Source organism: Sphingobium sp. GW456-12-10-14-TSB1, assembly GCF_059424385.1.
Map to the genome: position 1 here is coordinate 567,501 of NZ_JBWKZI010000002.1, position 25,597 is coordinate 593,097.

General features: G+C 59.2%; 18 protein-coding genes, 1 tRNA gene, 2 rRNA genes and 2 pseudogenes (1 of these 23 running past the window's edge). 10 read left to right on the plus strand and 13 right to left on the minus strand.

Going from position 1 to position 25,597, the window contains the following annotated elements; translation table 11 throughout:
• The 3 genes from AC07X9_RS19825 to AC07X9_RS19835 form a co-directional block, all read left to right on the plus strand.
• Positions 1–2,476: ribosomal RNA gene (locus tag AC07X9_RS19825) — 23S ribosomal RNA — on the plus strand (it extends 321 nt beyond the left edge of the window).
• A 157-nt stretch (positions 2,477–2,633) separates the two neighbouring features.
• Positions 2,634–2,748, plus strand: a 5S ribosomal RNA gene (gene rrf, locus AC07X9_RS19830).
• An 87-nt stretch (positions 2,749–2,835) separates the two neighbouring features.
• Positions 2,836–2,912, plus strand: a tRNA-Met gene (locus tag AC07X9_RS19835).
• Here the strand turns inward: AC07X9_RS19835 and AC07X9_RS19840 are convergent.
• Positions 2,869–4,545: a recombinase family protein gene (locus AC07X9_RS19840; RefSeq protein WP_086486411.1), complete on the minus strand. Its 1,677-nt coding sequence runs from the start codon at positions 4,543–4,545 to the stop codon at positions 2,869–2,871. The genes AC07X9_RS19835 and AC07X9_RS19840 overlap by 44 nt on opposite strands.
• Positions 4,546–4,563: 18 nt before the next feature.
• Positions 4,564–4,749, minus strand: coding sequence for a hypothetical protein (locus AC07X9_RS19845; protein WP_086486112.1), 186 nt, complete (start codon positions 4,747–4,749; stop codon positions 4,564–4,566).
• Between the two features lie 598 nt (positions 4,750–5,347).
• Between AC07X9_RS19845 and AC07X9_RS19850 the strand changes: the two genes are divergently transcribed.
• Positions 5,348–6,934: a hypothetical protein gene (locus AC07X9_RS19850; RefSeq protein WP_086486111.1), complete on the plus strand. Its 1,587-nt coding sequence runs from the start codon at positions 5,348–5,350 to the stop codon at positions 6,932–6,934.
• A 448-nt stretch (positions 6,935–7,382) separates the two neighbouring features.
• On the opposite strand, the pseudogene AC07X9_RS19855 reads toward AC07X9_RS19850, so the two are convergent.
• From AC07X9_RS19855 to AC07X9_RS19865, 3 genes and pseudogenes are all read right to left on the minus strand, one after another.
• Positions 7,383–7,889, minus strand: a pseudogene (locus AC07X9_RS19855) (adenosylcobinamide amidohydrolase).
• Between the two features lie 262 nt (positions 7,890–8,151).
• Positions 8,152–8,391, minus strand: coding sequence for a hypothetical protein (locus AC07X9_RS19860; protein WP_176342145.1), 240 nt, complete (start codon positions 8,389–8,391; stop codon positions 8,152–8,154).
• A gap of 39 nt (positions 8,392–8,430) precedes the next feature.
• Positions 8,431–9,453 (minus strand): fatty acid desaturase family protein, encoded by a 1,023-nt coding sequence (locus tag AC07X9_RS19865; RefSeq protein ID WP_086486110.1) that lies wholly within the window; start codon positions 9,451–9,453, stop codon positions 8,431–8,433.
• Positions 9,454–9,989: 536 nt separating this feature from the next.
• Between AC07X9_RS19865 and treF the strand changes: the two genes are divergently transcribed.
• Entirely contained in the window at positions 9,990–11,582 is a 1,593-nt protein-coding gene (treF, locus tag AC07X9_RS19870; RefSeq protein WP_254908124.1) for an alpha,alpha-trehalase TreF, read from the plus strand.
• Between the two features lie 255 nt (positions 11,583–11,837).
• On the opposite strand, the gene arsH is transcribed toward treF, so the two are convergent.
• The 6 genes from arsH to AC07X9_RS19900 are packed head-to-tail and all read right to left on the minus strand — an operon-like array spanning position 11,838 to position 15,529.
• Entirely contained in the window at positions 11,838–12,617 is a 780-nt protein-coding gene (gene arsH, locus AC07X9_RS19875; protein WP_086486109.1) for an arsenical resistance protein ArsH, read from the minus strand.
• Positions 12,618–12,619: 2 nt separating this feature from the next.
• On the minus strand, positions 12,620–13,690 hold the full coding sequence (arsB, locus tag AC07X9_RS19880) for an ACR3 family arsenite efflux transporter (RefSeq protein WP_086486108.1): 1,071 nt from the start codon (positions 13,688–13,690) through the stop codon (positions 12,620–12,622).
• A complete protein-coding gene (locus tag AC07X9_RS19885) occupies positions 13,687–14,223 on the minus strand; it encodes a GNAT family N-acetyltransferase (RefSeq protein WP_086486107.1) in 537 nt (178 codons plus the stop codon). Before AC07X9_RS19885 ends, arsB begins: the two co-directional genes overlap by 4 nt.
• Before the next feature lie 3 nt (positions 14,224–14,226).
• On the minus strand, positions 14,227–14,661 hold the full coding sequence (gene arsC, locus AC07X9_RS19890; RefSeq protein ID WP_086486106.1) for an arsenate reductase (glutaredoxin): 435 nt from the start codon (positions 14,659–14,661) through the stop codon (positions 14,227–14,229).
• Positions 14,658–15,179 (minus strand): arsenate reductase ArsC, encoded by a 522-nt coding sequence (locus tag AC07X9_RS19895; protein ID WP_086486105.1) that lies wholly within the window; start codon positions 15,177–15,179, stop codon positions 14,658–14,660. Before AC07X9_RS19895 ends, arsC begins: the two co-directional genes overlap by 4 nt.
• Positions 15,176–15,529: an ArsR/SmtB family transcription factor gene (locus tag AC07X9_RS19900; protein ID WP_086486409.1), complete on the minus strand. Its 354-nt coding sequence runs from the start codon at positions 15,527–15,529 to the stop codon at positions 15,176–15,178. The genes AC07X9_RS19895 and AC07X9_RS19900 overlap by 4 nt, the downstream gene beginning before the upstream one ends.
• 335 nt (positions 15,530–15,864) lie before the next feature.
• On the opposite strand from AC07X9_RS19900, the pseudogene AC07X9_RS19905 reads away from it, so the two are divergent.
• From AC07X9_RS19905 to AC07X9_RS19920, 4 genes and pseudogenes are all read left to right on the plus strand, one after another.
• A pseudogene (locus tag AC07X9_RS19905) lies at positions 15,865–17,168 on the plus strand (alkaline phosphatase).
• 110 nt (positions 17,169–17,278) lie between these two features.
• Positions 17,279–18,322 (plus strand): ArsO family NAD(P)H-dependent flavin-containing monooxygenase, encoded by a 1,044-nt coding sequence (locus tag AC07X9_RS19910; RefSeq protein WP_086486408.1) that lies wholly within the window; start codon positions 17,279–17,281, stop codon positions 18,320–18,322.
• Positions 18,323–18,806: 484 nt separating this feature from the next.
• Positions 18,807–20,117: an SIR2 family protein gene (locus AC07X9_RS19915; protein ID WP_254908123.1), complete on the plus strand. Its 1,311-nt coding sequence runs from the start codon at positions 18,807–18,809 to the stop codon at positions 20,115–20,117.
• Positions 20,107–22,116 (plus strand): ATP-binding protein, encoded by a 2,010-nt coding sequence (locus tag AC07X9_RS19920; protein ID WP_086486102.1) that lies wholly within the window; start codon positions 20,107–20,109, stop codon positions 22,114–22,116. Before AC07X9_RS19915 ends, AC07X9_RS19920 begins: the two co-directional genes overlap by 11 nt.
• 203 nt (positions 22,117–22,319) lie before the next feature.
• On the opposite strand, the gene AC07X9_RS19925 is transcribed toward AC07X9_RS19920, so the two are convergent.
• Positions 22,320–23,348 (minus strand): hypothetical protein, encoded by a 1,029-nt coding sequence (locus AC07X9_RS19925; protein ID WP_086486101.1) that lies wholly within the window; start codon positions 23,346–23,348, stop codon positions 22,320–22,322.
• Between the two features lie 248 nt (positions 23,349–23,596).
• On the opposite strand from AC07X9_RS19925, the gene AC07X9_RS19930 reads away from it, so the two are divergent.
• Positions 23,597–24,607 carry a hypothetical protein gene (locus AC07X9_RS19930; RefSeq protein WP_086486100.1) on the plus strand — a complete coding sequence of 337 codons (1,011 nt, stop codon included), beginning with the start codon at positions 23,597–23,599 and terminating at the stop codon, positions 24,605–24,607.
• A gap of 117 nt (positions 24,608–24,724) precedes the next feature.
• Here the strand turns inward: AC07X9_RS19930 and AC07X9_RS19935 are convergent, their stop codons facing one another.
• A complete protein-coding gene (locus AC07X9_RS19935; protein ID WP_254908122.1) occupies positions 24,725–25,510 on the minus strand; it encodes a Fic family protein in 786 nt (261 codons plus the stop codon).
• Between the last annotated feature and the right edge of the window lie 87 nt (positions 25,511–25,597).

A 25,597-nucleotide genomic window follows, 5' to 3' on the forward strand; every position in this document is an offset into this window, starting at 1 on the left:
CTGTGATTAAGCAAGCAGAACATTCTGGAAAGTTTGACCATAGCGGGTGACAGTCCCGTATGCGAAAGCAAGATCACAGGACTTGAGTAGGGCGGAGCACGTGAAACTCTGTCTGAACATGGGGGGACCACCCTCCAAGCCTAAATACTCGTACATGACCGATAGTGAACCAGTACCGTGAGGGAAAGGTGAAAAGCACCCCGATGAGGGGAGTGAAACAGTACCTGAAACCGGATGCCTACAAGCAGTGGGAGGGTCCTTGAGACCTGACCGCGTACCTCTTGCATAATGGGTCTGTGACTTAGTGTATCAAGCAAGCTTAAGCCGTTAGGTGTAGGCGCAGCGAAAGCGAGTCTGAACAGGGCGACGAAGTTTGATGCATTAGACCCGAAACCCGGCGATCTATGCATGACCAGGTTGAAGGTGCGGTAACACGCACTGGAGGACCGAACCGTTCAATGTTGAAAAATTGTCGGATGAGTTGTGCTTAGGGGTGAAAGGCCAATCAAGCCGGGAAATAGCTGGTTCTCCGCGAAATCTATTGAGGTAGAGCGTCGAATGATTGCCGTTGGGGGTAGAGCACTGGATGGATGCGGGGGTCGCGAGATCTACCAACTCTAACCAAACTCCGAATACCAACGAGTCTAGTTCGGCAGACAGACGGCGGGTGCTAAGGTCCGTCGTCAAAAGGGAAACAGCCCTAACCTACAGCTAAGGTCCCCAAGTCATCACTAAGTGGGAAAGCATGTGGGATTTCCAAAACAACCAGGAGGTTGGCTTAGAAGCAGCCATCCTTTAAAGAAAGCGTAACAGCTCACTGGTCTAAACAAGAGATCCTGCGGCGAAGATGTAACGGGGCTAAAGTGATGCACCGAAGCTTAGGGTTCAGTCTTTGACTGAGCGGTAGCGGAGCGTTCCGTAGGCCGTTGAAGCGATCTGGTAATGGGTCGTGGAGGTATCGGAAGTGCGAATGCAGACATGAGTAGCGATTAACAGTGTGAGATGCACTGTCGCCGAAATTCCAAGGGTTCCTGCTTAAAGCTAATCTGAGCAGGGTAAGCCGGCCCCTAAGACGAGCCCGAAGGGGGTAGTCGATGGGAACCACGTTAATATTCGTGGGCCTGGAGGTGTGTGACGGATGGCGTAAATGGTCTGGGCTTATTGGATTGCTCCAGGCTGTGAAGTCGTCCCAGGAAATAGCCCCTCCGTATAGACCGTACCCTAAACCGACACAGGTGGAATGGTAGAGTATACCAAGGCGTTTGAGAGAAGTATCCTGAAGGAACTCGGCAAATTGCCTCCGTACCTTCGGAAGAAGGAGGCCCCACATATGCGCAAGCACTTGTGGGGGGCACAGGCCAGGGGGTAGCGACTGTTTAGCAAAAACACAGGGCTCTGCTAAGTCGGCTTCAAGACGACGTATAGGGCCTGACGCCTGCCCGGTGCCTGAAGGTTAAGAGGAGGAGTGCAAGCTCTGAATTGAAGCCCAGGTAAACGGCGGCCGTAACTATAACGGTCCTAAGGTAGCGAAATTCCTTGTCGGGTAAGTTCCGACCTGCACGAATGGCGTAACGACTTCCCCACTGTCTCCAGGATATGCTCAGCGAAATTGAATTCTCCGTGAAGATGCGGAGTACCCGCGGTTAGACGGAAAGACCCCGTGCACCTTTACTGCAACTTCAGAGTGGCATTAGGAAAGAGCTGTGTAGCATAGGTGGGAGGCTTTGAAACTTGGGCGCCAGCCTGAGTGGAGCCATAGGTGAAATACCACCCTGCTGTTTTCTGATGTCTAACCTCGCACCGTTATCCGGTGCAGGGACCCTCTGTGGTGGGTAGTTTGACTGGGGCGGTCGCCTCCTAAAGAGTAACGGAGGCGCGCGATGGTGGGCTCAGGACGGTTGGAAACCGTCTGTTAGAGTGCAATGGCATAAGCCCGCCTGACTGCGAGACTGACAAGTCGAGCAGAGACGAAAGTCGGTCATAGTGATCCGGTGGTCCCTCGTGGAAGGGCCATCGCTCAACGGATAAAAGGTACGCCGGGGATAACAGGCTGATGATTCCCAAGAGCTCATATCGACGGAATCGTTTGGCACCTCGATGTCGGCTCATCACATCCTGGGGCTGGAGCAGGTCCCAAGGGTTTGGCTGTTCGCCAATTAAAGTGGTACGTGAGCTGGGTTCAGAACGTCGCGAGACAGTTTGGTCCCTATCTGCCGTGGGCGTCGAAATTTGAGAGGAGTTGACCCTAGTACGAGAGGACCGGGTTGAACATACCTCTGGTGTACCTGTCGTCACGCCAGTGGCGCAGCAGGGTAGCTATGTATGGACGGGATAACCGCTGAAAGCATCTAAGCGGGAAGCCTCCCTCAAGATAAGATTTCACAGGACCGTGGAAGACCACCACGTTGATAGATCGGATGTGGAAGTGCGGTAACGTATGAAGCTAACCGATACTAATTGTCCTATTCGCGCTTAAACGGTTCATAACGAACCGCAGAGTCCCACCATCAATGACAGCTCTGGACAACAGATGCCTGACAGACATGGTCGGTTATCAAGCCAGCCAGATACACATCTTACAAACAAACGTGCACGGTATCGATTGAAACCCCTTATATGCGCCTGCTTCATTGCTTGGTGACCATAGCGTCTGTGACCCACCCGATCCCATCCCGAACTCGGCCGTGAAACCAGTCTGCGCCGATGGTACTATTGCTCAAGCACTGGAAGAGTAGGGCGTCGCCAGGCATTGAAGCACGCGCATATCAGGACAAAAACCCATTCACAGTTCATCAAAGGGCGGACCCAAAAGGTCCGCCCTTTGTCCTTTGGTGACGCGGGATGGAGCAGCCCGGTAGCTCGTCAGGCTCATAACCTGAAGGTCGTAGGTTCAAATCCTACTCCCGCAACCATCTGAAATTGCGATACCCCACCGGAGGTCGCAGCCTTCGAAGAACCCGCCCTCGAGGCGGGTTTTTTGCGTTCCACCGCGATCGCGAGGATGCCCGCCAGATCGCCGCGCACATCGATCTTCAGTTCGCTGCCTTCAGGCACCAATATGATCGCCTCGATGAGCGAACGAATGACCTCAGCCGCCTCGAAGCGCTTGTTCTCGTCGTCATGCTCCAACGCTCGATAGAGATTGTCGAGTTGAGACCGATAATGGTGGGCCATGTTGGGATGGAGCAGGGGAGGGGGCTCCTGAGCCTGGGCGAGGTCGCGCTCCAGTTCCTTCTTGCGCGCTTCGAGCCCTACCATTTTGGCGTTGATCTTGTCTGCGGCACCGCCGCGCAGGATCAGGTTCACCAGCATGTCGAGATCACGGTCAATTTTGGCAATCTCTGCCCGCGCCGCTGTGATAGCAGCGCCAGCGTCGCCCCTCATGCGGTTCATCTCCCTGGTGAACTCGTCGCAAAATTCTGCGAACAGGGCCGAGTCCATCAAATGATGGCGCAAGGCATGAAGCACGCGCCCTTCCAGACGATCGCGCCGGATATTGAGGCGGTTGTCACAGGTACCCTTGTTCCGGGCTGCCGAGCAGCCCAGCATCATCGCTGAAATCATCGAATATCCACCGCCGCAGCAACCGCATTGCAACAGCCCGGACAGGAGATATTTCTGGCGACGGCGATCGCGGAAGTTTGCGGAGCCCACTGCGGGATTTAGTTGATCCACCTGGCAGGATGCTTGTCGTGCCTTAACCTGCTGCCAAAGAGCATCATCAATGATGCGCAGTTCGGGCACGTCCTGCATGATCCATTCGGATTCCGGGTTGGGCCGGGCTTGCCGTTTGCCAGTATCGGGATCCTTGATGAAGCGTTGCCGGTTCCAGATCAACTTTCCGATATAAAGCTCATTGTTGAGGATGCCGGTGCCGCGCTTGGGATTGCCATTGATGGTGCTAAAGCCCCAGGTGCCACCGGTTGGTGCCTCGATACCCTCTTTATTCAGCTCGGTTGCTATCCGTTTGGCCGATTTGCCAGCGACATAGTCGCGAAAGATGCGCTGGATGACGCTTGCCTGTGCGTCATTGATGGAGCGGTCGCCGCGGATCAGTTCGCCGTTGGCATCGAGCCGTTTGACGACGTCATAACCATAGCTGTTACCACCGCCCGACTTGCCTTGCTCGACACGGCCGCGCTGGCCACGCCGCGTCTTGTCGGCGAGATCTTTCAGAAACAGGGCGTTCATCGTACCTTTAAGGCCGATATGCAGATGGGTGATCTCGCCTTCTGACAGGGTGACCATCTTCACGTCGCCATAGGCCATGCGCTTGAACAGCCCGGCAATATCCTCCTGATCGCGCGACAGGCGATCCATGGCCTCGGCCAGCACGAAGTTGAAGCGGCCGCGATTGGCGTCTGCAATCAGCGCCTGAATGCCGGGACGCAGCAACGAAGCGCCTGAAATGGCATGATCGGTATATTCCTCGACAATCTGCCAGCCCTGCTTTTCGGCATGCAGGCGACAGATGCGCAACTGGTCGGCAATGGAGGCGTCACGTTGATTGTCGGAAGAATAGCGGGCGTATAAAGCAACCTTCACGGAACGGAACTCCTCGTCTCAGGAGCGGGTCGTGCGGCGCTCCTCCAGCATCTCCAGATACGCCTTCCGCGCGGCACGACGGGCAAGCAGGCGAACCAGCTTGACCAGACGCGGATCGGGGCCGCTGCCGCAGGAGGCCAGATTGAGCACCGGCTCATCAGGCCGGGATGACTTCTTTCGCTGCTGACGGCTACCGGTTGCCATCGTGAATCCGATTCCAGCAGATTGCAAGATGCTTTGGGTTCGGTTCGTCCCGCCGGACCGCTAAAGCTGGCCGGCGAAGCGGGATGCTTTCGTTTCGGGATAAATCTCGCCGAAACCCGGCGATCGATGAAAAGATAATCACTTGGCATGCCCTACATTGGGCCTGCCCGCCACGCTTCCGATCATGCCTTGGAATGCGGCGTTCTGCAACGGCCTCAGTTTTGCAAATTGTTGCTGACACCGACATCACTCGGATAATCCAGCGGGTGATGGTGGCGGAGTAGGGCAATCATCGACCCTTCCAAGACGTTCAGCCGCCGATTTCCTCTCATCAAGTTCAGACAGGCCGCTTTTCCATCCCGCTGGCGCAAGATGGCAGCTAGCGGACGGGAGCATCCGGGCGCTCCAACGAAGGAAGCAGTCATCACCTGCGGATCTTGGGGAAGGTTCATCCGGGCTGCTGACTGGCAATCGGCTGTTGACGAGGTGGCCTGTGGATCGAGTAGTATGATATCCCATCGGATACTGTGGGGTTGTCGTCGCGCCGCCGCTAGTTGTACCGGTCACGCAAACGCCGTGCGAGAAAGGAACATCAATCGTGACGCCACGTGCCGCCATCCAGCAGATTGCACGCATGGTTCGGGACGATATCCGCTCGGGTGAACTGTCGCCTGGAGCCCACAGCGTCGGAGATATGTTAGCGGCGCAACCCGAAGCCTTACTGCTGATCGTCGATCTCACCGGAGCCGAAGGTCGCAAGAAGCGCCCTGACGCAATGATGCATCACGCATATTCGTTCATGCTTGACCAGACTCTCGAGCAGCTACGTCAGCGAAGCGAAGCCGGCAACGGCCATGCGACCATGGCCATAAAGAATGTCAGAACCGCGATCGCTCAGCAGATGCGTATTGGCAAGCTCGTGCCGACCGCAGCGATGGCCCTTGTCTCGGCATTTTCACGGGCCGGGATCGAGGTGGGGGAGGAGATACGCAGCGCAATGGATCAGGCGATGATCCAGACCGGAGCTGGCCAGCAGACTCTCCCGACGCCCGATGTCGACGAGATGTTGCAGGACTTGGTGAAAGCCTGTGAGGGTGACCCGTTCCTGATCCAGAGCCAGTTCGCCGAAATGACGGCAGCCCTTCCTGCCGCGCTGCAACTCAGTCTGCTGGAAGGACTCGTCCTCGCCGACGATTCCAGTCTGCGCGAGGCCGCTATCGGTTGGCTTCTTGCAGAATCTGCGATCGCTACGCCGTTAGCCTCCATGATCGAAGAGACGGCCAGACAAGGGCTTGTATCCGCAATGTCGGTCACGAACCTCATGCTGATCCGTAACTGGGTATCGGAAGATCGTCGCCGTGCGATCGACGCGATCATCAGAGCCGCGCGCGCTGTCGGGTCGGTGCAAGAGAAGCGTCCCGTAATTCAGGTCAGGGAACTTCTTATATCCGAGCGCGATGGGGCGGGAGCGCAAAGCATATTCGCATCGATCAAGCAGGGCAGAAAGAACGCGTTGGTATCGATTCTGATCAAGCAGGGCCATGGTGTGCGGGACGCCTGGGTAGCGGGCTCACTAAGCAGGCCCGAGATCGAAGACATGCTTGACCATATTGCGTCCGAGATGTCGGTCCATGAAACGACAGCCGAGGACGCGGCCTTGATCCTGAGCAGCGCCCTGGCGGACGGCCCGGCTAGCTCGCCACCCCCGTTCGGCCTCATTCAGGCTATCACGCTTATCGGGCTCTCGGATGTCGCGTCCAAGTTTGTATCGGTGGATGATCTCGTTGCCTTGATGCTCTCGGAAGCCGAAGCTGCGGTAACCGATGCCAAGGCGGTAGAAAGGGCAGTGCGCGCCTCGGGCCGGTGGCTGGCGACCAACCCTCAGCTCAATTCCTGGTTTGAGAATGGCGATGACGTCGCCGTAGCGATCAAAGGCAAGCGCAAGATCGAAGACCGAATTGTCGCGATTATCGAGACGGTGCTGGAACCGAAGCGGACCTATTGGGCCAGCGTCGTCGCTTGGAGTGCATTTGCACAGCGCAGTGATGGAAATGATTCGGACTGGATCTGCATGGCGCTCGTCGCTCGGGAGATGGCTTCGGAACGACCTCTGAGCCAGATTCCACTAGCGCGCTTCATCGCCGTGCAAACGGCGGAAGCTGCCCGGGCATCATCAGCGAATTAACTCGGCGCTAGATGCGCCATGCGGAACCTGCCGGTCGGCGATTGGGAATCACTTACAACCAGCTCGACAACCGGATAGGGCGCGTAGCTGACGTCCCGCCGTCGACCCTTATGCGACGTTCAGCCTTTGACTTCTCATCCTCAGCTGCGGCCTGTCGGCTTTCCCTCATCGACGGCGCAAGACCGGCCGGTTGCGAAGGGGCGCTTATGAGCGCGCCGACCAGAATGATACGTTGTCGGTTTTGATGGCGCCCGGCGCACGCCGCGCAATACACCCTATATGTAAGCTTCGCCCCCTGCGTGCCTGCGCCACTTGCAGTTCGGCGCTTTGCAATGGCGTCGCAGCGCTGTCCCTAAGCAGTTCAATCGAAAATGCCGTAACGGCACGCCGGGAAAACTGATGCCGCGCGGGGCAGTTTTTTCGTTTGGCCAAGTCTTTCTTGTCAAAGTCAATCAGCGGGCGCCAATGCGCATGTAGATCGCAATTCGGGCCGCTGCTGTTCGGCGATCCAGACATTTCCACCCGACCAGACTGCGTCATAGACGGCCCGACCGACAGCTGCGCCTATGTCGGTGTGCAGGCCAGCAAACCCTTCCATGTCTGTATGCACAGGAGTTGCGACGACGATGCAGTCGGTCCCAGTGCCCGTCACGGCCACTCCAGATGGTTTCCAGGGAAGGTCGATCATTGCAACCGTGCGCGCCTGGGCAACAATTGAAATGGTCTCCACGAGCGCCGCTTATGACAAAGGGCGATCGACATGAACGAGGAGGTTGATCGTCCCGACACCTTGATGAGCGAGGGGTGCAGAACCGATGCGCACCGCATTACCAAGGCCGACGGTCGCAAGGCAGGTGGCCGTAGCCCGCCCGAAGGACGCCTGAGACTTGTGATGCTTGGTGATATCTCGAGATGTCATGAGGTGGACCGCATCCGTCAATCCCGCCGACTGCATGCTTTTTCAAGCAGCAAGGCTGGATCGACATCCATGCTCAGATCATCATCCCGGACATATAGCCATGCGACACTGCTGACTACGGCGAAACCTGGCCGCGTCAGCGACCAACTCAAAACGGCATGTGGTTGAGGGAACGAGGCAACAAGGAAAGGCTGGTACAGTGAACGGAAAACGACCCATCAAGCTGGGCTCTCACACGGCCGTACTGCGCTTGCAACACTAACTATGCCCCCTCTGTGAGTAGGTAGGTATGCGCGCCTCAAGGCCACCAACTGCTCCAGGTAAAATTGCTTTCCCAAAACCAAAAATCCCTTAATCTGGGCTTGTTGTACCAGACTTCGCCTGCCCAATCATATCCATAGACTCTGGAAAATAGGCAACAAATATCGGCGCTTTGTTGGAATATGCGGCAAAGAATGTTTGAGAGTTTTTTGATGTTTACAAACATACCATTGATGCCGCCTTCGCGATCGTGGAAACGTCTGCGTGTGGCAATCATGTTTGCTCTATCCACCGGCAAAAGGATGGCGCAGTCGCGTCAGCGAGATGTTTGGGCAGCCGCGTCACACACGCCCCCGTCACTCCCGCTCACGCCACGCGTCGGCATGAGTTCCCTGATCATGCCCCAATATCCGCGCGTAACATGCGCGTCCGCCGCATAGGTCGGGTCGGTCATCAGATGGACGTGCAGGCGGCGCAGATTGTGCCAGGGGACTGACGGGAATAGGTGATGCTCCAGATGATAGCTGACGTTGAAAGGCCCGATGAGGAGCCGGTCGAGCAGGGTCGGGATAACGGTGCGGGTGCCGTTGAGTTCGTGGTCGTCGGGAAGGCCGTTATGTTCGGCCATGGCGCGGATGCGATTGAAGACATTGACCCAGAAAAATTGCGGGATGAGAATGAGGCCCAATATCTGCCAGCGGAAAGGCGACCACAATATCGCGCCATAGACCAGCAAGGCCCACGCGACATAGCGTAGTCGCAGGGGCAGGCGGTAATCGAACCCGAAGCGTTTGGGATTGTGGAAATTGGCGATGGGTGCCCAGATGCGTCCAGCGCGCGCCACCCGATAATAGTTGAGACCGGTCATGCTACGCACCAGCAGCCAGAACATTGCGCGCGGGGATTTGGGAAAATGCTGGTCCGGGTCGCGTCGCTGGATGCGATGGTCATAATCATGGTGGGTGTTGGTGTGGCGGTGATGCTGCAAATGGTTGGCACGATACAGGTCGAGGCTGAGCATCAGTGGATAGGCGACAAAAATATCCCCCACCAGATCGTTCATGCGGCGATTGCTGAACAGCAGGCTGTGACAGGCATCATGCATCATCACCGCCAGACACTGAATGCGGGTTCCTATGATGAAACCTGCCACCAGATAGACCGGTACGCTGTCGATCTGGATCGCGACGGCCATGGCCGCGACAATGATCACCCATTGGAATGCAAGCAGCAGCGCATTGCGGCGGTTGTTGATGACGGACAATTGCCTGATAAGCGGCAAGGTGCCCCGGCGCGAATAGCGATAACCAGGCGGGCGCTCCTTGGCAATGTCGTCCATCGGCGCAGCCTCCAAATGTACCACCAGCCTGTGGCGGATGCTAGAAACCGCGTAAACCGGCGTCAAGCATAAGCCCGGGCGCGCGTGGAATGTGTGGCAGAACGGCCTAAAAGTGGCGCGGTCTCGCCTCCTCAGGGGCATGGCCAGCTCATTTCGCACGGTGAACCGATAAGCAGTGGGTGGGTTTCGGCTCGTGGCGGTCGTTCCGGAGCAAAATTCGCGTTACCGGCATCTGCCGCTTGTTCATCTTAGCATTCAGCGCTCCGTCTCGCCGTAACCGGATGACCCGCAAAATTAGCTGTCACGCCGCGCTGACAATGAGACAATTCGTTACCAAATGCCGGGAAGCAGCCTCGCAACGACGCGAATATATGCAGCAACGTCCGTCACCCCTTTCCATAAAACCGTTGGCTGGCGCTGAAGCGGCGCTGCTTACAAAGCGTGTACGGTGTCGTAGATGAGGTTGAGCTTGCAACCCTATAATACGATGCCCCCATCACGGCAGGGCGTCCGATACAGGGCAAGAGAGGTGGTAGATGATGAAAATCCATTCGTTCGTTTCGGCCTCCGCCGCATGTCTGATGCTGGTGTGCGTAGCGCAGGCGCAACCTTCCCCGGCTGAGGTCTATGGACCGCTGTTCGAGCGGGTACAGATGGAAAAGCTGTTCTCCGACGGCAAGACCTTCGTGGATGCGACGCCCCGTTCCGATCCGGATACGATCATGGCCGCCTATCGCCAGCAGCAGCCACGCGATAAGGAAGCGCTGCGCGCCTTCATACTCGCGCATTTCGTCGTTCCAGGCATCAATGATCATGATGCGGCGGGTCTGCGCGACCATGTCCGCAATCTCTGGCCCACGCTTGTCCGCCAGCCGGTCGAGCCCAAGGTCGGCAGTTCGGCGCTGCCGATGCCCGCGCCCTTCGTCGTTCCAGGCGGCCGCTTCCGCGAGATGTATTACTGGGACAGCTATTTCACCATGCTGGGCCTGGCGGTGGACGGTCAGCAGCCGCTGATCGAATCGATGCTGGTGGATTTCACCGCGACCATCGAAACGCAGGGCCATATCCCAAACGGTATGCGGACCTATTATCTCAGTCGCTCTCAACCGCCTTTCTATGCGCTGATGCTCGATCTGTCGAAAGACGACAGTCCCGCGCTGGCCGCCCGTCGCTTGGCCGCGCTGCGCAAGGAACATGATTTCTGGATGAAGGGCGCATCCTGCCTTGATGCGGATCGCGCCTGCGCCCGCGTGGTGAAGATGCCCGACGGCAGCCTGCTCAATCGTTATTGGGACGATCTCGATACGCCGCGCGATGAAAGTTGGGCAGAAGATGTCGCCACCGCTGCGCAGGCGCATGCGCCCAAGGCCGTCACCTATCGCCATCTGCGTGCCGGCGCCGAGAGCGGCTGGGACTTCAGCGCACGCTGGTTCGCCAACCCGCAGAAGATTTCGACCATCCACACCACCAGCATCGTGCCAGTCGACCTCAACAGCCTGATGCTGGCAATGGAACAGCGGATCGAGGCGCGTTGCCGCGCAGCGAATGACACCGTTTGCGCGGGGAATTATGCCGCGATGGCCAAGCGCCGAAAGGCAGCGATCAACCGCTATCTCTGGGTCGGGCATGAGGGTCGCTATGCGGACTGGGACCGCATAGCCAGAAAGCCGACCGCCATCGTTTCGGCCGCCACCCTCTATCCGCTGTTCGTAGGGGCGGCCTCGCCGGACCAGGTGAAGGCCATTTCGGCCACCGTCCGCACGACGCTGCTCGCCAGCGGAGGTCTTCGCACCACGCCCATCCGTACCGGTCAGCAGTGGGACAGCCCCAATGGCTGGGCGCCGCTGCAATGGGTGGCGATCGATGGCCTGGCCCGCAATGGCGAAACAGCGCTCGCACGCGATATCGCTGGCCGCTGGATGGGCACGGTTGCGGCAGCCTATGCCCAAACCGGCAAGATGCTGGAAAAATATGATGTAGAGGAGCGGCGGCCGGGCGGCGGCGGCGAATATCCGCTGCAGGATGGATTCGGTTGGACCAACGGGGTCGCCAGCGCGATTCTGGACCGCTATCCCGACATCCTGGCCGGTTTTCAGGCCGAACCTTCGAAGGAGGCAACCGCAAACTAGGCTGCAAGCTGCCTCCTCACGCAACCCTTTGCTGAGGCGAAGCACGCAACTCGTTTAATCGACCCATGCCAGACGCTCAGCGTCCAGCTTTCTCTTCCTAGGAGCGGTCCGACCGCTTTTCGATTCTACCCGTCCTACTTTGAGGTGTAGCAGTCGCTTGATCGGCTCTGGCTCCACCAGCTTCGACCTTCAGCCAAAACGGTAGTTGGACGGAGGGTTCTGCACAATCTAAGCTAAGAAGATCGCTTGCCCGAGTTAAGCGCCGGTATTTTTCGCGATTCCTGCCTTTTCGACATGCGTAACAATAGGTTCGTCGCGTTCCTTGCGTTCCGAATAGCGATCGACCAGCTGGTCGGCATGGGGGCGTAGCAAAACGGTGAAGCGGACAAGTTCCTCCACGACATCGACGATACGATCATAATAGGCCGACGGCTTCATCCGTCCCGCTTCATCGAACTCCTCATAGGCCTTCGCGACGGAGGACTGATTGGGGATCGTGAACATCCGCATCCATCGTCCAAGGACACGCAGCGTATTGATGCTGTTGAACGATTGTGATCCCGCCGACACCTGCATAACCGCGAGAGTCCGCCCCTGTGTCGGTCGCAACCCTTTATAGGCCAGCGGCAGATGGTCGACCTGCGCCTTCATGATCCCGGTAATCTGGCCATGGCGTTCCGGGCTGCACCAGACCTGGCCTTCCGACCAGAGCGAATGGGCACGCAGTTCGTGGACAGCGGGATGATCGTCGCCAGCAACCTGATCGGGCAGCGGCAGGTCGCTTGGATCGAAGATGCGCGTCTCGCATCCGAAATAGTGCAGCAGGCGCGCCGACTCCTCGACAACGAGCCGCGAATAGGACCGATCCCGCAGCGATCCGTAGAGCAGCAGGATACGGGGTGGCGGATCCAGTTCGCCAAGGCCGAACGCCGGACGGCGATGCGCATAGTCCGGGTTCAACGCCGGCAGCGCGTCGATATCGGTCAGGGTGCGAAGATAGCGGAAGTCGGCTGCATTCCAATTCTGTTCCGTCATGGTCATGCCCGATCTCTCGCAGGAACCGTATCCGGGAACCAGCGGCGTCCGAACCAGAAGGCGACATTGACCAGCAGGATCAGAACCGGCACCTCCACCAGCGGTCCGATCACCGCGGCAAAGGCCACGGGGGAGGCAAGGCCGAACGCGGCGATGGCGACCGCGATCGCAAGCTCGAAATTATTGCCCGCCGCCGTGAAGGCTACCGCCGTGGTGCGTGGATAATCGCTGGCGATCAGCTTGCCCATGAAGAAGCTGATCGTGAACTGCACGACGAAATAGATGGTCAGCGGGATGGCGATGCGGATCGCGTCGCTGGGCAGCGTGACGATCTCATTGCCCTTCAGGCTGAACATGGCGACGATCGTAAACAGCAGGGCGATCAGCGTGACGGGACCGATCCTTGGCAGGAATACGCCTTCATACCAGTCATCGCCTTTCGCCCTGACCAACAGTTTGCGGGTCAGATATCCCGCCAGGAACGGAACGCCGAGATAGATCAGCACGGCCTCTGCGATCGTCCAGAAACTGACGTCGATGACGCTGCCCTCCAGCCCGAACAGTGGTGGCAGGAAAGCAAGGAAGAACCAGGCATAGACGCTGAAAAACAGGATCTGGAAGATCGAGTTGAACGCCACCAGCGCCGCGACATATTGATTGTCGCCCTTGGCCAACTGGTTCCAGACGATGACCATGGCGATGCAGCGAGCCAGGCCGATCAGGATCAGACCCGTCATATATTCCGGCTGGTCACGCAGGAAGAGAACCGCCAGCGCGAACATCAGCACCGGCCCGATGATCCAGTTCTGGATCAGCGAGATCGCCAGCTCCCGCCTATCCTCGAACACGCGCGGCAGTTCTTCATAGCGCACCCGCGCAAGCGGCGGATACATCATCAGAATAAGGCCGATGGCGATCGGGATGTTCGTCGTGCCCCAGGACAGGCTGTTGATCGCTTGCGGCAGCCCCTCGACGCTCGTACCCAGGCCGATGCCGAGCGCCATGGCGAGGAAAATCCACAAGGTCAGGTAGCGGTCGAGGAACGACAGGCGCGGACGACAGGTCTGGGTCATTGAGGTTCCTTGAGCGGAGGGGCGGAATCTCCGGCACCCAGCGCAATCTGCATGTAGATGGTGTCGAGCCAGCGACCGAACTTGCGCCCCACCGAGTGCATGCGACCAGCGTGCTGGAAGCCGAGGCGGGCATGAAGGGCGACCGACGCCGGTTCGCCACCCCCGATGACGGCGATCATCTGGCGAAATCCGGCCGCCTGTGCCTGCCCCAGCAGGGCACCCAGAAGCGCTTTGCCGATGCCCTGGCCCTGACGGTCGGGATGAACATAGATCGAGTTTTCGCAGGTCGACCCGTAAGCAGGGCGGTCACGGAATTGCGTAGCATAGGCATAGCCCACCACTTGCCCGTCCTGCTCAGCGACCAGAAAGGGCCAGCTTCTCGCAAAACATTCCGCGATCCTGCCTTCGGTTTCGACCAGTGAGCGCGGCACGGTATCGAAACTGGCCGTGCCATGGCGGACATGATGGGCGTAGATGGCGGCAATCGCCGAAGCGTCGGCTTGAATTGCCTGACGGACAGCGGTAGCCGCCATCGTTCAGGCCGCGCCCACGCGGGCACCAGTGGCATCCACGACCTGCTCGCCATCCTCCTTGGCAAAGGCGCCTTGCTGGGCTGCCGGGATCAGGTCGAGAACGGCTTCGGAAGGACGGCACAGTGTGACGCCCAGCGGCGACACCACCAAGGGGCGGTTGATGAGGATCGGATGCGCCATCATCGCATCGATCAGCGCGGCGTCGGACAGGCTGTCATCGCCCAGCCCCAGCTCTGTGAAGGGCGTGCCCTTTTCCCGCAGCAGAGCGCGGGGGGCGATCCCGGCACGCGCAATCAGGCCTTCCAACATGGCTCGGGATGGCGGCGTCTTGAGATATTCCACGACATGCGGTTCGATACCCGCGTTACGGATCATAGCCAGCGTGTTGCGCGACGTACCGCATTCCGGGTTGTGATAGATGATGATGTCCGGTGTCATAGGTCCGCTCCCGCCTTGGTGCTGGCACCGTCGCTCTGTCCGATTTCCTTGAGCTTGCGGCGTGTCGCCATGTCATCCAGGCTGGAGAGCGGCAGTGCCAGGAACAGGGCGATGCGGTTCTGCAGAAAGCGCAGCGCCTGAAGGAATGCGTCGCGCTGCCCATCCCCCTCGACCGCCGCGGGATCTTCGATGCCCCAATGCGCGGTCATCGGATGACCGATCCACACCGGGCAGGTCTCGCCTGCCGCATTGTCGCAGACGGTGAAGATGAAATCGAACTGCGGCGCACCGGGCACGGCGAACTCGTCCCAGCTTTTGGAGCGCATCCCCTCGACGTCGAAGCCCAGCCCCGAAAGGACGGACAGCGCCATGGGGTGGACTTCGCCCTTGGGCTGGCTGCCTGCACTCCAGGCGCGAAAACGGCCTTCGCCCAGCTTGTTCATCAACGCTTCGCCCAGAATGGAGCGGGCGGAATTGCCGGTGCACAGGAACAGGACGTTATAGATCTTGTCGGTCATGCTGGGGCTCCCTGGGAAACTGCATCGCAACGGATGGATGAAAGAAGGCTGTCGCACATCTGGGGATCGCCCTGGCAGCAATCGGCCATCAAAAAGCCGAGCAACGCCTGCATCCCGGCATAGTCCGCAGCATAGTGAATGAGACGGCTCGTCCGCCACGAGGTGGCAAGTCCGGCCTGCTCCAGCTTGGCCAGATGGTGGGACATGGTGGACGGCGGCACATCCATTGCCTGCGCAAGCGCGCCCGCAATCATGCCATCGGGACCGGCCTTCACCAGCAGGCGGAACACCGAAAGCCGTGTATCCTGCGCCAGCGCGGCAAGTGCGGCGACAGCTTTATCCTGATCCATTGCTACCCTCGATTCGATCATCGTCGAATTATGGTCCCACAAGACGGCCGTCAATGATATTTCGAGAAACGCAAAAATATCGAATCATTGTAGTCTTTATGTCATCATTGCGTGGAAGGAGCTTCTCCCAAAGGAGACCTTTCATGCTGGCAGCCCGCCGTTTCGCTTGCCCTTTTATCGTTGCGCTACTCATCACCGCAGGTCCGGCGCTGGCCCAGCACGCCACGACGACGGACGCCTATCGCGCGCAGGCGATGGCTGAACTGGAGCGTATCAAGGCGGATGCACCGGTGATCGGCAAGGCGCGCAACATCATCCTGTTCATCGGCGACGGCATGGGCGTAAGCACCCTGACCGCAGCGCGCATCCATCAGGGGCAGCGGCAGGGCGTGGATGGTGAATCCTTCGTCCCCGCCATGGACCGCCTGTCCAACACCGCGCTGATCAAGACCTACTCCCATGACGGGCAGGTGTCGGACTCGGCACCAACCGCCACGGCGATCCTGACCGGCGTCAAGACGCGCAATGGCGTCATTGGCGTCGGCCCCGAAGTGGCGGAAAATGACTGCGCCGGCAGCAAGGCGCACGAACTGCCGTCACTGTTTGGCTTTGCTCAGGTGCAGGGCATGGCGACAGGCGTGATCTCCACCGCCCGCATCACCCATGCGACGCCTGCCGCCACCTATGCCCACACCGCCAGCGCGACTGGGAAGCCGATGGCGACCTGTCCGCCGACGCCCGCGCGCAGGGCTGCATCGACATTGCGCGGCAGATGATCGAAGGCGATGTCGGTTCACGGCTCGACCTCATCCTGGGCGGTGGCCGCGCCAACTTTCTGCCGACGACCAGTCGCGACCCCGAATATGCCGCTGCCAAGGGAAAGCGCACCGATCGGAAAGACCTGACCAAAGCATGGCAGCGGCGCAATCCGCGTGGCGCCTATGTCTGGAACAGCGACGCCTTTGCCAAGGTCGATTTCGCCAAAACCTCGCGCCTGCTCGGCCTCTTCGAGCCAGACCATATGCAATATGAAGCCGATCGCGCGAAGGACTTCGGCGGAGAGCCCTCGCTGGCGGATATGACCCGTGCGGCAATCACCATGCTGGGCAGCCGCGAAAAGGGGTATGTCCTTTTGGTGGAAGGTGGCCGGATCGACCACGCGCATCATGCTGGCAACGCCCGCCGGGCGCTGGAGGACACCATCGCCATGGACGAGGCAGTCAAGGTCGCGATGGAGGTGACCGACCGCACAGATACGCTGGTGCTGGCAACCGCGGACCATAGCCACACCTTCGCGATCAGCGGCTACCCCGGTCGCGGCAACCCGATCCTGGGTACGGTGACCAATGGCGGTCAGGCGCTCAAGGCGAAGGACGGCAAAGGCTATACGACGCTGGGTTACGCCAATGGTCCGGGCGCAACGATCGACACGCCGCGCGCCGATCCGCTCCAGACCGACACGACGGCGCTCGACTATCGCCAGCAGGCGCTGGTGCCGCTGGGGTCGGAAACGCACGGTGGCGACGATGTGCTGGCCCGCGCATCAGGGCCGATGGCGCATCTGGTCAAGGGCACGATCGAGCAGCACAGCCTCTATTACATCATGCGCGAGGCGCTTGCAGGGTCGTCCGCCGAATAGCGTTCGCAACTAGCGCCGCCCTCCATCGTCTATCGTCACAGGTGACATAATAGCCCATGCAGGACTGACCCGGCACGATCCCTTCTGCCGGCTTGAGTCAGGACCAGGCATTGAACAGGCATGACATCATCATCGTCGGCGGCGGACAGATGGGCCTGGCGCTCGGCTATTATTTGCGCCGCGCCAAAGCGGACTTCCTGATCCTCGATCGCGAAGACGGGCCTGGCGGTGCGTGGCGCCATGGCTGGAATTCGCTCCGGCTGTTCTCGCCGGCTGGATATAGTTCGCTTCCCGGCTGGATGATGCCGCCGCCCCATCATGAAGGCTATCCGACCCGCGACGATGTGCTCGCCTATCTGCGCGCTTATGAGCACCGCTACGACCTGCCGATCCGCCGACCTGTCCGTGTGGAGACGATCGAGCCAGGCGGCGCAGGGCTGGAGATCGCCACGAACCAGGGCAAGATGACGGCGAGGATGGTCGTCAGCGCGACCGGCACATGGTCGCATCCCTATGTGCCGGACATAGCCGGACGCGCGTTGTTCGAAGGCGGTCAGGTTCATTCCGCGCACTATGTTGGCCCCGAAGACTATGCCGGTCAGACCGTGCTGGTGGTCGGCGGCGGCAACAGCGGCGCGCAGATCATAGCCGAGATTGCCCCGATAGCCCGTACCCTATGGGTAACGACCCAGGAACCGATCTTCCTGCCCGATGACGTCGATGGCCGCGTGCTGTTCGAACGGGCTGTCGCGCGCATGAAGGGCGACGCAAATGATATGCCGGTCGGAGGCATTGGCGACATCGTCATGGTTCCGCCGGTCAAGGCCGCGCGCGACCGGGGCGACTTGTCTTCGGTAAGGCCTTTTGACCGGATGACGCCCACTGGCATCGTCTGGCCGGACGGATCGGACATGGCCGTCGATGCCATCATCTGGTGTACCGGGTTCAGGCCCGCGCTGAATCACCTTTTCGAACTAGGCGTGGTCGAGGGAGATGGCCGCGTACTGTTAAACGGGCAACGATCGATCAGGGAACCGCGGCTTTGGCTTGCGGGCTATGGTGACTGGAGTGGGGCGGGATCGGCGACATTAATGGGGGCAGCACGCACCGCGCGAGATTTGGCGGCAAGGCTGGTTGAGCAGTCGGGAAAATGAGAGAGTGCGACTGTTTCATTAGCAGGGCGAATTCGGCCTTGAATGCATATCAGCGTAGGCCGTCACCCGGCTGCGATCGCGACCCATGCCGGTCGCTCGGCGCCAGATTTGCGATTCCCAGCGGCAGACATTCCGCTTTTCCGGCAGCTGTCGACCAAGATGCCTCGTTTACGTTCGGACTTGGATAGACAGCTCCTCCTAGAACTTGCTGTCCGCTAAATGCGAAGCCGCCAGATAGCAATGTGCCCCAATACTGGCAGTTGCATTCAGCGGTCAATCAGTGGTGACCCCTTGCCCATACTGAACGTACGATTGGTCGATGCCGCCCCGTGTTTATCATCCCAATGATTGAGGGTGAAATGGAAGGGCGAAGGCGAAGCGTCAGAGGTCGAGAAAAATCCTGTGCCACCTCGCCCGTCGCAACGGTTGTATTACTCGGCTGAATGGTGTCGATATGCTATCGTAACTGGATCAGGGATGACGCGTGAGCGAAGCGGTAAATACTCAGGACGAAAATCTGGCACCGGCGCCAGCACCGACCTCAGGCTTTTCTTTCATTCGACAAGGTGATCACGCCGCTCAGGACTTGGACTGGGAGAAGGGGCCCGATCAGGTACGCAAGGCCCTTGCCGAGGCGTTGGGTGCACGGAACGTCGCGTTCTTGCTCGGCGCAGGCTGCTCCTCGATGGTGGTCGATGATAAGGAGCGCGGCATCTCGACGATGCTGCCATTGGCCAGGGAATTCTGCGCTGCTCCAGAAGGTGCCGAGCCTTGGGTGTTCGACGCGTCGGAGCGAAGCTGCCTTGCCGGCTACGGTTTGAGCCTCGAAGGCGAGTATGCACGCAACCTCGAACGCCTGATGGAGACCCTACACGCGCTGCGGTTCGTGCTGAGGCGCAGTGACGATGATGGCGACGAGGAGGAGGCCGCCAAGATCGAGAAGATGATCGGGAAGGTGCAGGCCTTCCTGTGGGAGAGGTGCACCGCAGGCCTGTTCTCGAAGGGCGACGACTCCGTGCTGGGAACGTACGAGTCATTCTATCGGCGGCTGATCCTTCGCGACCGATCACTCCCACGACCGTGGATATTCTCCACGAACTACGACCTGTTCAACGAGCGAGCGATGGACCGTCTGGGTCTGCCATATGCCAACGGCTTCTCGGGCGTGGTCGAGCGCCGGTTCAACCCGTCCACCTTCAGATACGCGATGGCGGAGCAGCTCGACATCACCAACAGGAAGTGGTCGGCGGTCGACGGCTTCGTCTATCTGTGCAAGCTGCACGGTTCGATCAGCTGGACCGAGGACGATCACGGTCTCTTCCCCATCCGGGAGCTGTGGCCGCAGAGCGAGCCGTCGAAGGTGATGATCTTTCCGACACCTTCGAAGCAGAACTCGAGCCTCGGTTCACCTTATTCGGATCTGTTCAGGGAATTCCAGTCGCGCATCGTACGCGAGCAGAGCGTTCTCATCACGATGGGATTCGCATTCGGCGACGAGCACATCAACAATATCATATATCAGGCCCTGACCGTCCCAACCTTCAGGCTGATCATTTTCGCCGACCCCGAATCGGAAGGCGATATCGCCAAGTTGCGCGCCCTAGGCGATCCGCGGATATGGATCATCGGCGGACCAGGCCCGAAGGACGGTGCGCCAGCTCATTACTTTTCCACGATCGTGCAACACCTCCTTCCACGTCAGCCGTCCGACCGGATAGACGACGCCGTGAAGCTGGTCCTTCAGAAGATGGCCAAAGGCACCGGCTCGGCGCAGGACGCGACCGATGGCGACTGACGATCGCCGGCGGGCGATCGGCTCGGTCGTCGCGGTTTCGGCCGACAAGTTCGTCATCGAGATGCGCGGTGGGACAGACAGCTTCACCGTGGTGGGCTTCGACGACCTTCATTACGTCGCGCGGCTAGGATCGTTCGTGATGATACCGGCGCAGGCCGAGTATGTGGTCGCGGAGATCGTCGGCCTGCGCGAGAAGGATGCCGGGTCGGGTGGAGACATCGACAAGGCGGCGTCCGCCAAGTTCCTCGACGTGGTGCCGGTCGGCATGCTGCCCATCGAAGGGGGGCGGTTCAGGTTCGGCGTATCAGTTTTTCCTTCCCTCTACGCAGATGCGCTCTACGCGCTGGATCATGAGCTGGATCGGATATTCGACACCAACCCGGCGTCGGAACCCTCTGCCGGCCCCGATGAGGGGCCCTGCGTTCCCCACGATGCGACACGCCTGCGCATTCTCGAAATCGGCAAGTCTGTGGTTTTCGACGGCTATCAGGTCAAGGCGCGGATAGACGACCTCTTCGGGGGGCATGCCGCCGTGCTGGGGAACACGGGCAGCGGCAAGTCGTGTACGGTAGCGTCGATCCTGCAGGAGCTTTTCACGAAGCCAGCCGAGCATCACGCCCGTGGCGCAACGTTCGTCGTGCTCGACGTCAACGGCGAGTACCATCAGGCATTTGAGGACATCAGGAAGGCCGGAGTGATCGGGGTCGACCGTCTCATTCTCGACGGCACGGCCGACCCTGGCCGGTTCCGAATTCCGCACTGGTTCCTCGACCTGTCAGAATGGGAGCTGCTGCTCCAGGCCAGCGAGCGCACGCAGGTGCCGATCCTTCGTATGGCCTTGGGACTGGCCACCCTGTTCGACGGCGGCGCCGGCCAGCAGCTGACCAAGATCCGCAACCACATCCTCGCCAAGTGTGTGGCCGGCATCCTTTCCGACGAGAGTCCACCGGGTGCGAAAGAGACCCGGATATTGGGAATCCTCCAACGGTTCCGCACGGACGAGATCAACTCTGCCACCATCGGCGCCATGATCCACGTCCACTATGGCAACATGAATGATGTGGATGGCGCGTTCGCCTATCTGTCGGGTGACGATGGCCAGGGCGGATACGTCATCAACGACTTCAGGCTACCTGACTATTCGAACCGGCCATTCGACTTCGACACGCTGGGCGAGGCGATCGATCTCGCTTTGCTCTATGAAGAGGCACACGGGAATCGGCAGATCCGCGACTATTGCTCGCAAATGGTTACGCGATATAAGGCCCTGCTCGAACGCCAGGACTATGCGTTTCTTCGTCATTCGGCAGCGGAAGATTCCAAGGAGACGGGGCCGTTTCTGGGAAGGCTGCTGGGCCTCGCTTCCGTCCAGGGCGCGAGCGCCAAGACTTCCCAGATTATAATTATCGACATGAATGCCGTCGAAGACGAGGTCGTCGAACTGGTGAGCGCGATCGCCGCGCGGATGGTGTTTCGCCTTCTGCGGCAGGCGGAGCCGCGTAACCGCTTTCCAGTCCACCTGCTGCTAGAGGAGGCGCATCGATACATTTCCGCGACACCGTCGCGCTATGCGCTGGACGCCGGGCGGATCTTCGACCGCATAGCCAAGGAGGGAAGGAAGTACGGTCTCTTCCTGATCGTGGCATCGCAACGCCCGAGCGAGCTGTCGAAGACCGTCCTTTCACAGTGCTCCAACTTCGTGGTGCACCGCATCCAGAATCCGGACGATCTGTCGCAGATCCGCCAGATGTCCCCGTCGATTTCCGAGGGCGTCCTCCGGCGTCTACCGACGCTGCCCAAGCAGCATGCGCTTGTGTTCGGGAACGCGGTGAACCTGCCTACGACATTCAAGGTTCGCAGTGCGAAACCCCTTCCAGCGAGCGACGACGCGAAGATCGTCAGCCTATGGTTCCATGAAGCCGGTAGAACGCCAGGTATCGCGCTGAATTTCGCACCGGGAAATCTTGTCGCCGAGGAGGATGACAACCCTCTCGCGTGACCGAGGGCCGGCTTTAGCCCATCAGTCGATGGTGCGGGCCAGGCGAACACACGCCCTCGCCGTGCGAATTGAGAGGCCTGATGCTGCTGTCCAACATCCTTTTTCTCAGTCAACCGAAGATAGTAGTGTTCACTGCGCAAAGGTTTCACACCGCCAATACCGCGCGCTGACGAGGGGACGCGGTTTCGCCGCGATACAGCTGATCAATGGTAAAACGCGTTCGGCATCGTTTCCGACGAGAAGGGCACGTCGATATGACAGCGCCCGTCATCTTCGGTGTGGAAGATAAGCCCACCATCGGCGAACACCTCATGGGCGAAATCGATAAGCGGTTCGAACGTAGCGATGCTCGGGTCCCATGCGCCTTGGCTGTCCCAAAGCTCTCGCAGGATGGCGTGAAGCTCGTCGATCAAATCGTCATAGCCAGCATTGACGATCGCCGCCCTTATGCCTGGGACATCGGTCCAGTCAAAGCCTTCCCCGTCCATCCCGCCCAGCAGATAGGCGCCGATCTTGATCGGTTGGACCAGCGCGGGACCTGCTTCGCCAACAAGCTGGTCAATATCAGCGTGGGTGCGATAAGCCTTGATAGCCGCATTGGCGCGGTCACGGGCGATCGCGACGGTCCCGATCATAGACTCGCCATGGTATCGGGTCTGCTGGCGATTGAAGAGCGCCGACATTCGGCAGGCGGCATATTCGTCCCAGCAGACCTCGGCGATCTGGAACATCACCGAACGCTCATAGCCTTCGATCCGAGTACCGAAGCGCGCCTCGGGGATTGCCGCCTCTTTCTGGGCCGTGACCTGCACGTGCGCGCATTCATGCGCGATGATTCCGATGGCCGCCGCTTTGTCTTCCTCGGCCGCGATGTCGGCTGTAAGGCCTGCGACCATCTGGGCGTTAAAGACGAGGTGTGTTTTGACCTGACCGTCGCGCATCACCGCCGGCGACATCGCGACGCCCTGCATCTCGGCGGTGTTCGAGCGGGTAAGCGGCCTTAGCCCAGGCAGGCCGCGGTCGAGATCGGCTAGGGCTTGATCATAGTCGATCGCAACCGTGACCCCATCAAGCGTCGACAGGTTCATGAAGCGGCCAAACAGCCTAATGGCATCGAGCACCGCATGACCGAGTTCGCGCGCGCCCTCCTCGTTTTCGAACCCTTTCACAGTGAGTCCCAGATCGGTTGGGATTGTCGTCGGCGGCAGATTGTCCCAGTCGATTTCGGTCATGATCCGTGGTCCTCTTGCAGAGCAGTAAAGATCGTGATGCTATCGCAACGATACAAGTACGGCACATCCCGACATCCGCGACCATAGAAGAGCTTTCCGAACTTTTCGGGACGACATTTCCAAATTGCCTCGAAGCACTCCGCAATGATCAATCTCGTTCAGCCTAGGCGAACAAGGTCAGCGCAACTGGACATATGCCCTCCATTCGTTCATGTTATGTACTGAACCATCAACATCCGAGCGGCTGCATGTTTGAGAACCTCCAACACGAACTTGACCGCCTCTCCCGCCTTCAACAGGTAGAGGTTCCTTTGGAAGCCGATTCTGAGGGATATGCCGATAAGGAATGCCCGGCTGAAGCATGCCTGTTCCAATTCAAGATAGTTGCTGAAGACTGGACAAATCTCGTCCGCGATGAGGAAGTGTTCTGCCCATCCTGCCGACATGCCGCACCGGCAAAGTCTTGGTACACGACGGAGCAGATAGAAGCGGCCAAGCAGTACGCGCGCGGAGTCGTGATTAATCGCATCAACGGGGCGATGCGAGCAGATGCCGCGGCTTCGAAGCGGCGACAGCGGCCAGGCTCGTTCCTAAGCATCACCCTAAACGTGAAAGGTGGCCGCAACGCAGTGTTGTTGCCGGTTGCATCCGCAGAGCCCATGCGCTTGCGTACCAAATGCGATTCTTGCGGCTGTCGCTATTCATACGTAGGTGCCGCATATTTCTGTCCTAGTTGCGGGCATAACTCTGCCCACCACACATTTCAGCAGACCCTCGCCACCATCAGGACCGCCGCTGGGCTACGTGAAACTCTACGCAACACGTTAGGCCCGGACGAAGCTGAGTTGATGACTCGCACACTGCTGGAAAAGGCTATTCAGGATACGGTGATGTCGTTTCAGCGCCTAGCGGAGCAGATTTACGAAAGCCGGGCCGGCGTATCGGCCCGGCGAAATGCGTTTCAAAACCTCGATGCGGGATCCAATCTGTGGGATACGGTGGCGGGGTCGTCGTTTGAGAAAATTGTAGGCACGGCAGCTATGGATCGTCTCCGAGTTTTCTACCAGCAACGCCATTTACTTGCTCACCAACAGGGCATCGTAGACGCAGACTACATTACGCGGAGTGGCGATGCGACCTACGCCGTTGGGCAGCGGCTGGTAATCAAAGAGTCGGCAGTTCTGGAGTTTGCTGGACTGATTGAGCAGTTAGGTTCGGCTCTACTGAAAAGCTCGCCTTTCCATTGCGGCGATTCGTAAGGTCGAAAACGGTAGCGACAGCGATGGCCATCCCTAACGTCTGCTTTCCACGCTTCGACGCTCCGAAGCCGACATTCGGGAAAGTCCCAATCCAAGCCATTGAGTTAAGCGTAGCAATCACCCTGCGTTCCAGATTTGTTGCCATGCAGCAAATTCCGACGGACGAACCAGGTATCGCGCGAAATTGCCCTCGTGCAAGCCCAGCAACTCTGTTTCTGCGACCTCGGCAAACTGGTCCTGATCGGCCGTTGGGATGAATTGACGGGACGTCGTGACCAGATGCGCGCGTGTCGCCTGTCGGCTCATGGCACCGCGCACAACATCCCGAACGACATCGCGCAACTGTTCCCGATAGCGCAGGCGAAACGGGTCTGGCTCACCCATTGATTGACGAACGGCGGCGTAGCGCGCTGCGGATCGCTGATAGGCCCAAAGGAATACGTCGCGGAGCAATGTTATGTCGTTGCGTTCATAGACGCCAAGCGTGGCGCGCGTGTAAAGGTCGCCTGGAACCTCGGTGAACGACAACGGCGCAAGGTTCGCCCGGATCATGGGAATATTGGCGGCGAGGCGTGATACGCGCTTATTCACATCGTCAAAGGGCTGAAGATAAGGAAGCTGCACCATTATGAAAAAGGCCTGCTCGAATGGATCGTCGATGGCCGCCGCTGTGGCAAGGATTTGATCGAAGCACTCCTCGATGAGACCCGGACCTTCCAGTGGATGAAAAGTTGAACCGTCTATCCCTACGATGATGTGGCGCAGTCGCCCCACCGCCGTCGGGTCAGCTAACAGATTGTTCGCCAATAGCGCATGCAGGTTGAGTATCGTATAGCGATTGAACCCGACATCGTTGGCGTTGGCGACGAGAAACTCGATCGCATCTTTATGATTGAGGATCATCTGCGCTTCGCGCGGTCCGCGTCCCTCGGCGGCTTCCCCGAAATCCAGCAGCCGCCGCGTATCGAGCAGCGAATATGTGTTGCCTTC

Excerpts from the sequence above, each read along its gene's own strand:
- AC07X9_RS19845 (WP_086486112.1), bottom strand. The coding sequence starts at position 4,749 with ATGGCAACCGGTAGCCGTCAGCAGCGAAAGAAGTCATCCCGGCCTGAT.
- AC07X9_RS19860 (WP_176342145.1), bottom strand. The coding sequence starts at position 8,391 with ATGATTGCCACACGCAGACGTTTCCACGATCGCGAAGGCGGCATCAAT.
- AC07X9_RS19865 (WP_086486110.1), bottom strand. The coding sequence starts at position 9,453 with ATGGACGACATTGCCAAGGAGCGCCCGCCTGGTTATCGCTATTCGCGC.
- treF (WP_254908124.1), top strand. The coding sequence starts at position 9,990 with ATGATGAAAATCCATTCGTTCGTTTCGGCCTCCGCCGCATGTCTGATG.
- arsH (WP_086486109.1), bottom strand. The coding sequence starts at position 12,617 with ATGACGGAACAGAATTGGAATGCAGCCGACTTCCGCTATCTTCGCACC.
- arsB (WP_086486108.1), bottom strand. The coding sequence starts at position 13,690 with ATGACCCAGACCTGTCGTCCGCGCCTGTCGTTCCTCGACCGCTACCTG.
- AC07X9_RS19885 (WP_086486107.1), bottom strand. The coding sequence starts at position 14,223 with ATGGCGGCTACCGCTGTCCGTCAGGCAATTCAAGCCGACGCTTCGGCG.
- arsC (WP_086486106.1), bottom strand. The coding sequence starts at position 14,661 with ATGACACCGGACATCATCATCTATCACAACCCGGAATGCGGTACGTCG.
- AC07X9_RS19895 (WP_086486105.1), bottom strand. The coding sequence starts at position 15,179 with ATGACCGACAAGATCTATAACGTCCTGTTCCTGTGCACCGGCAATTCC.
- AC07X9_RS19900 (WP_086486409.1), bottom strand. The coding sequence starts at position 15,529 with ATGGATCAGGATAAAGCTGTCGCCGCACTTGCCGCGCTGGCGCAGGAT.
- AC07X9_RS19920 (WP_086486102.1), top strand. The coding sequence starts at position 20,107 with ATGGCGACTGACGATCGCCGGCGGGCGATCGGCTCGGTCGTCGCGGTT.
- AC07X9_RS19925 (WP_086486101.1), bottom strand. The coding sequence starts at position 23,348 with ATGACCGAAATCGACTGGGACAATCTGCCGCCGACGACAATCCCAACC.
- AC07X9_RS19930 (WP_086486100.1), top strand. The coding sequence starts at position 23,597 with ATGTTTGAGAACCTCCAACACGAACTTGACCGCCTCTCCCGCCTTCAA.
- AC07X9_RS19935 (WP_254908122.1), bottom strand. The coding sequence starts at position 25,510 with ATGATCCTCAATCATAAAGATGCGATCGAGTTTCTCGTCGCCAACGCC.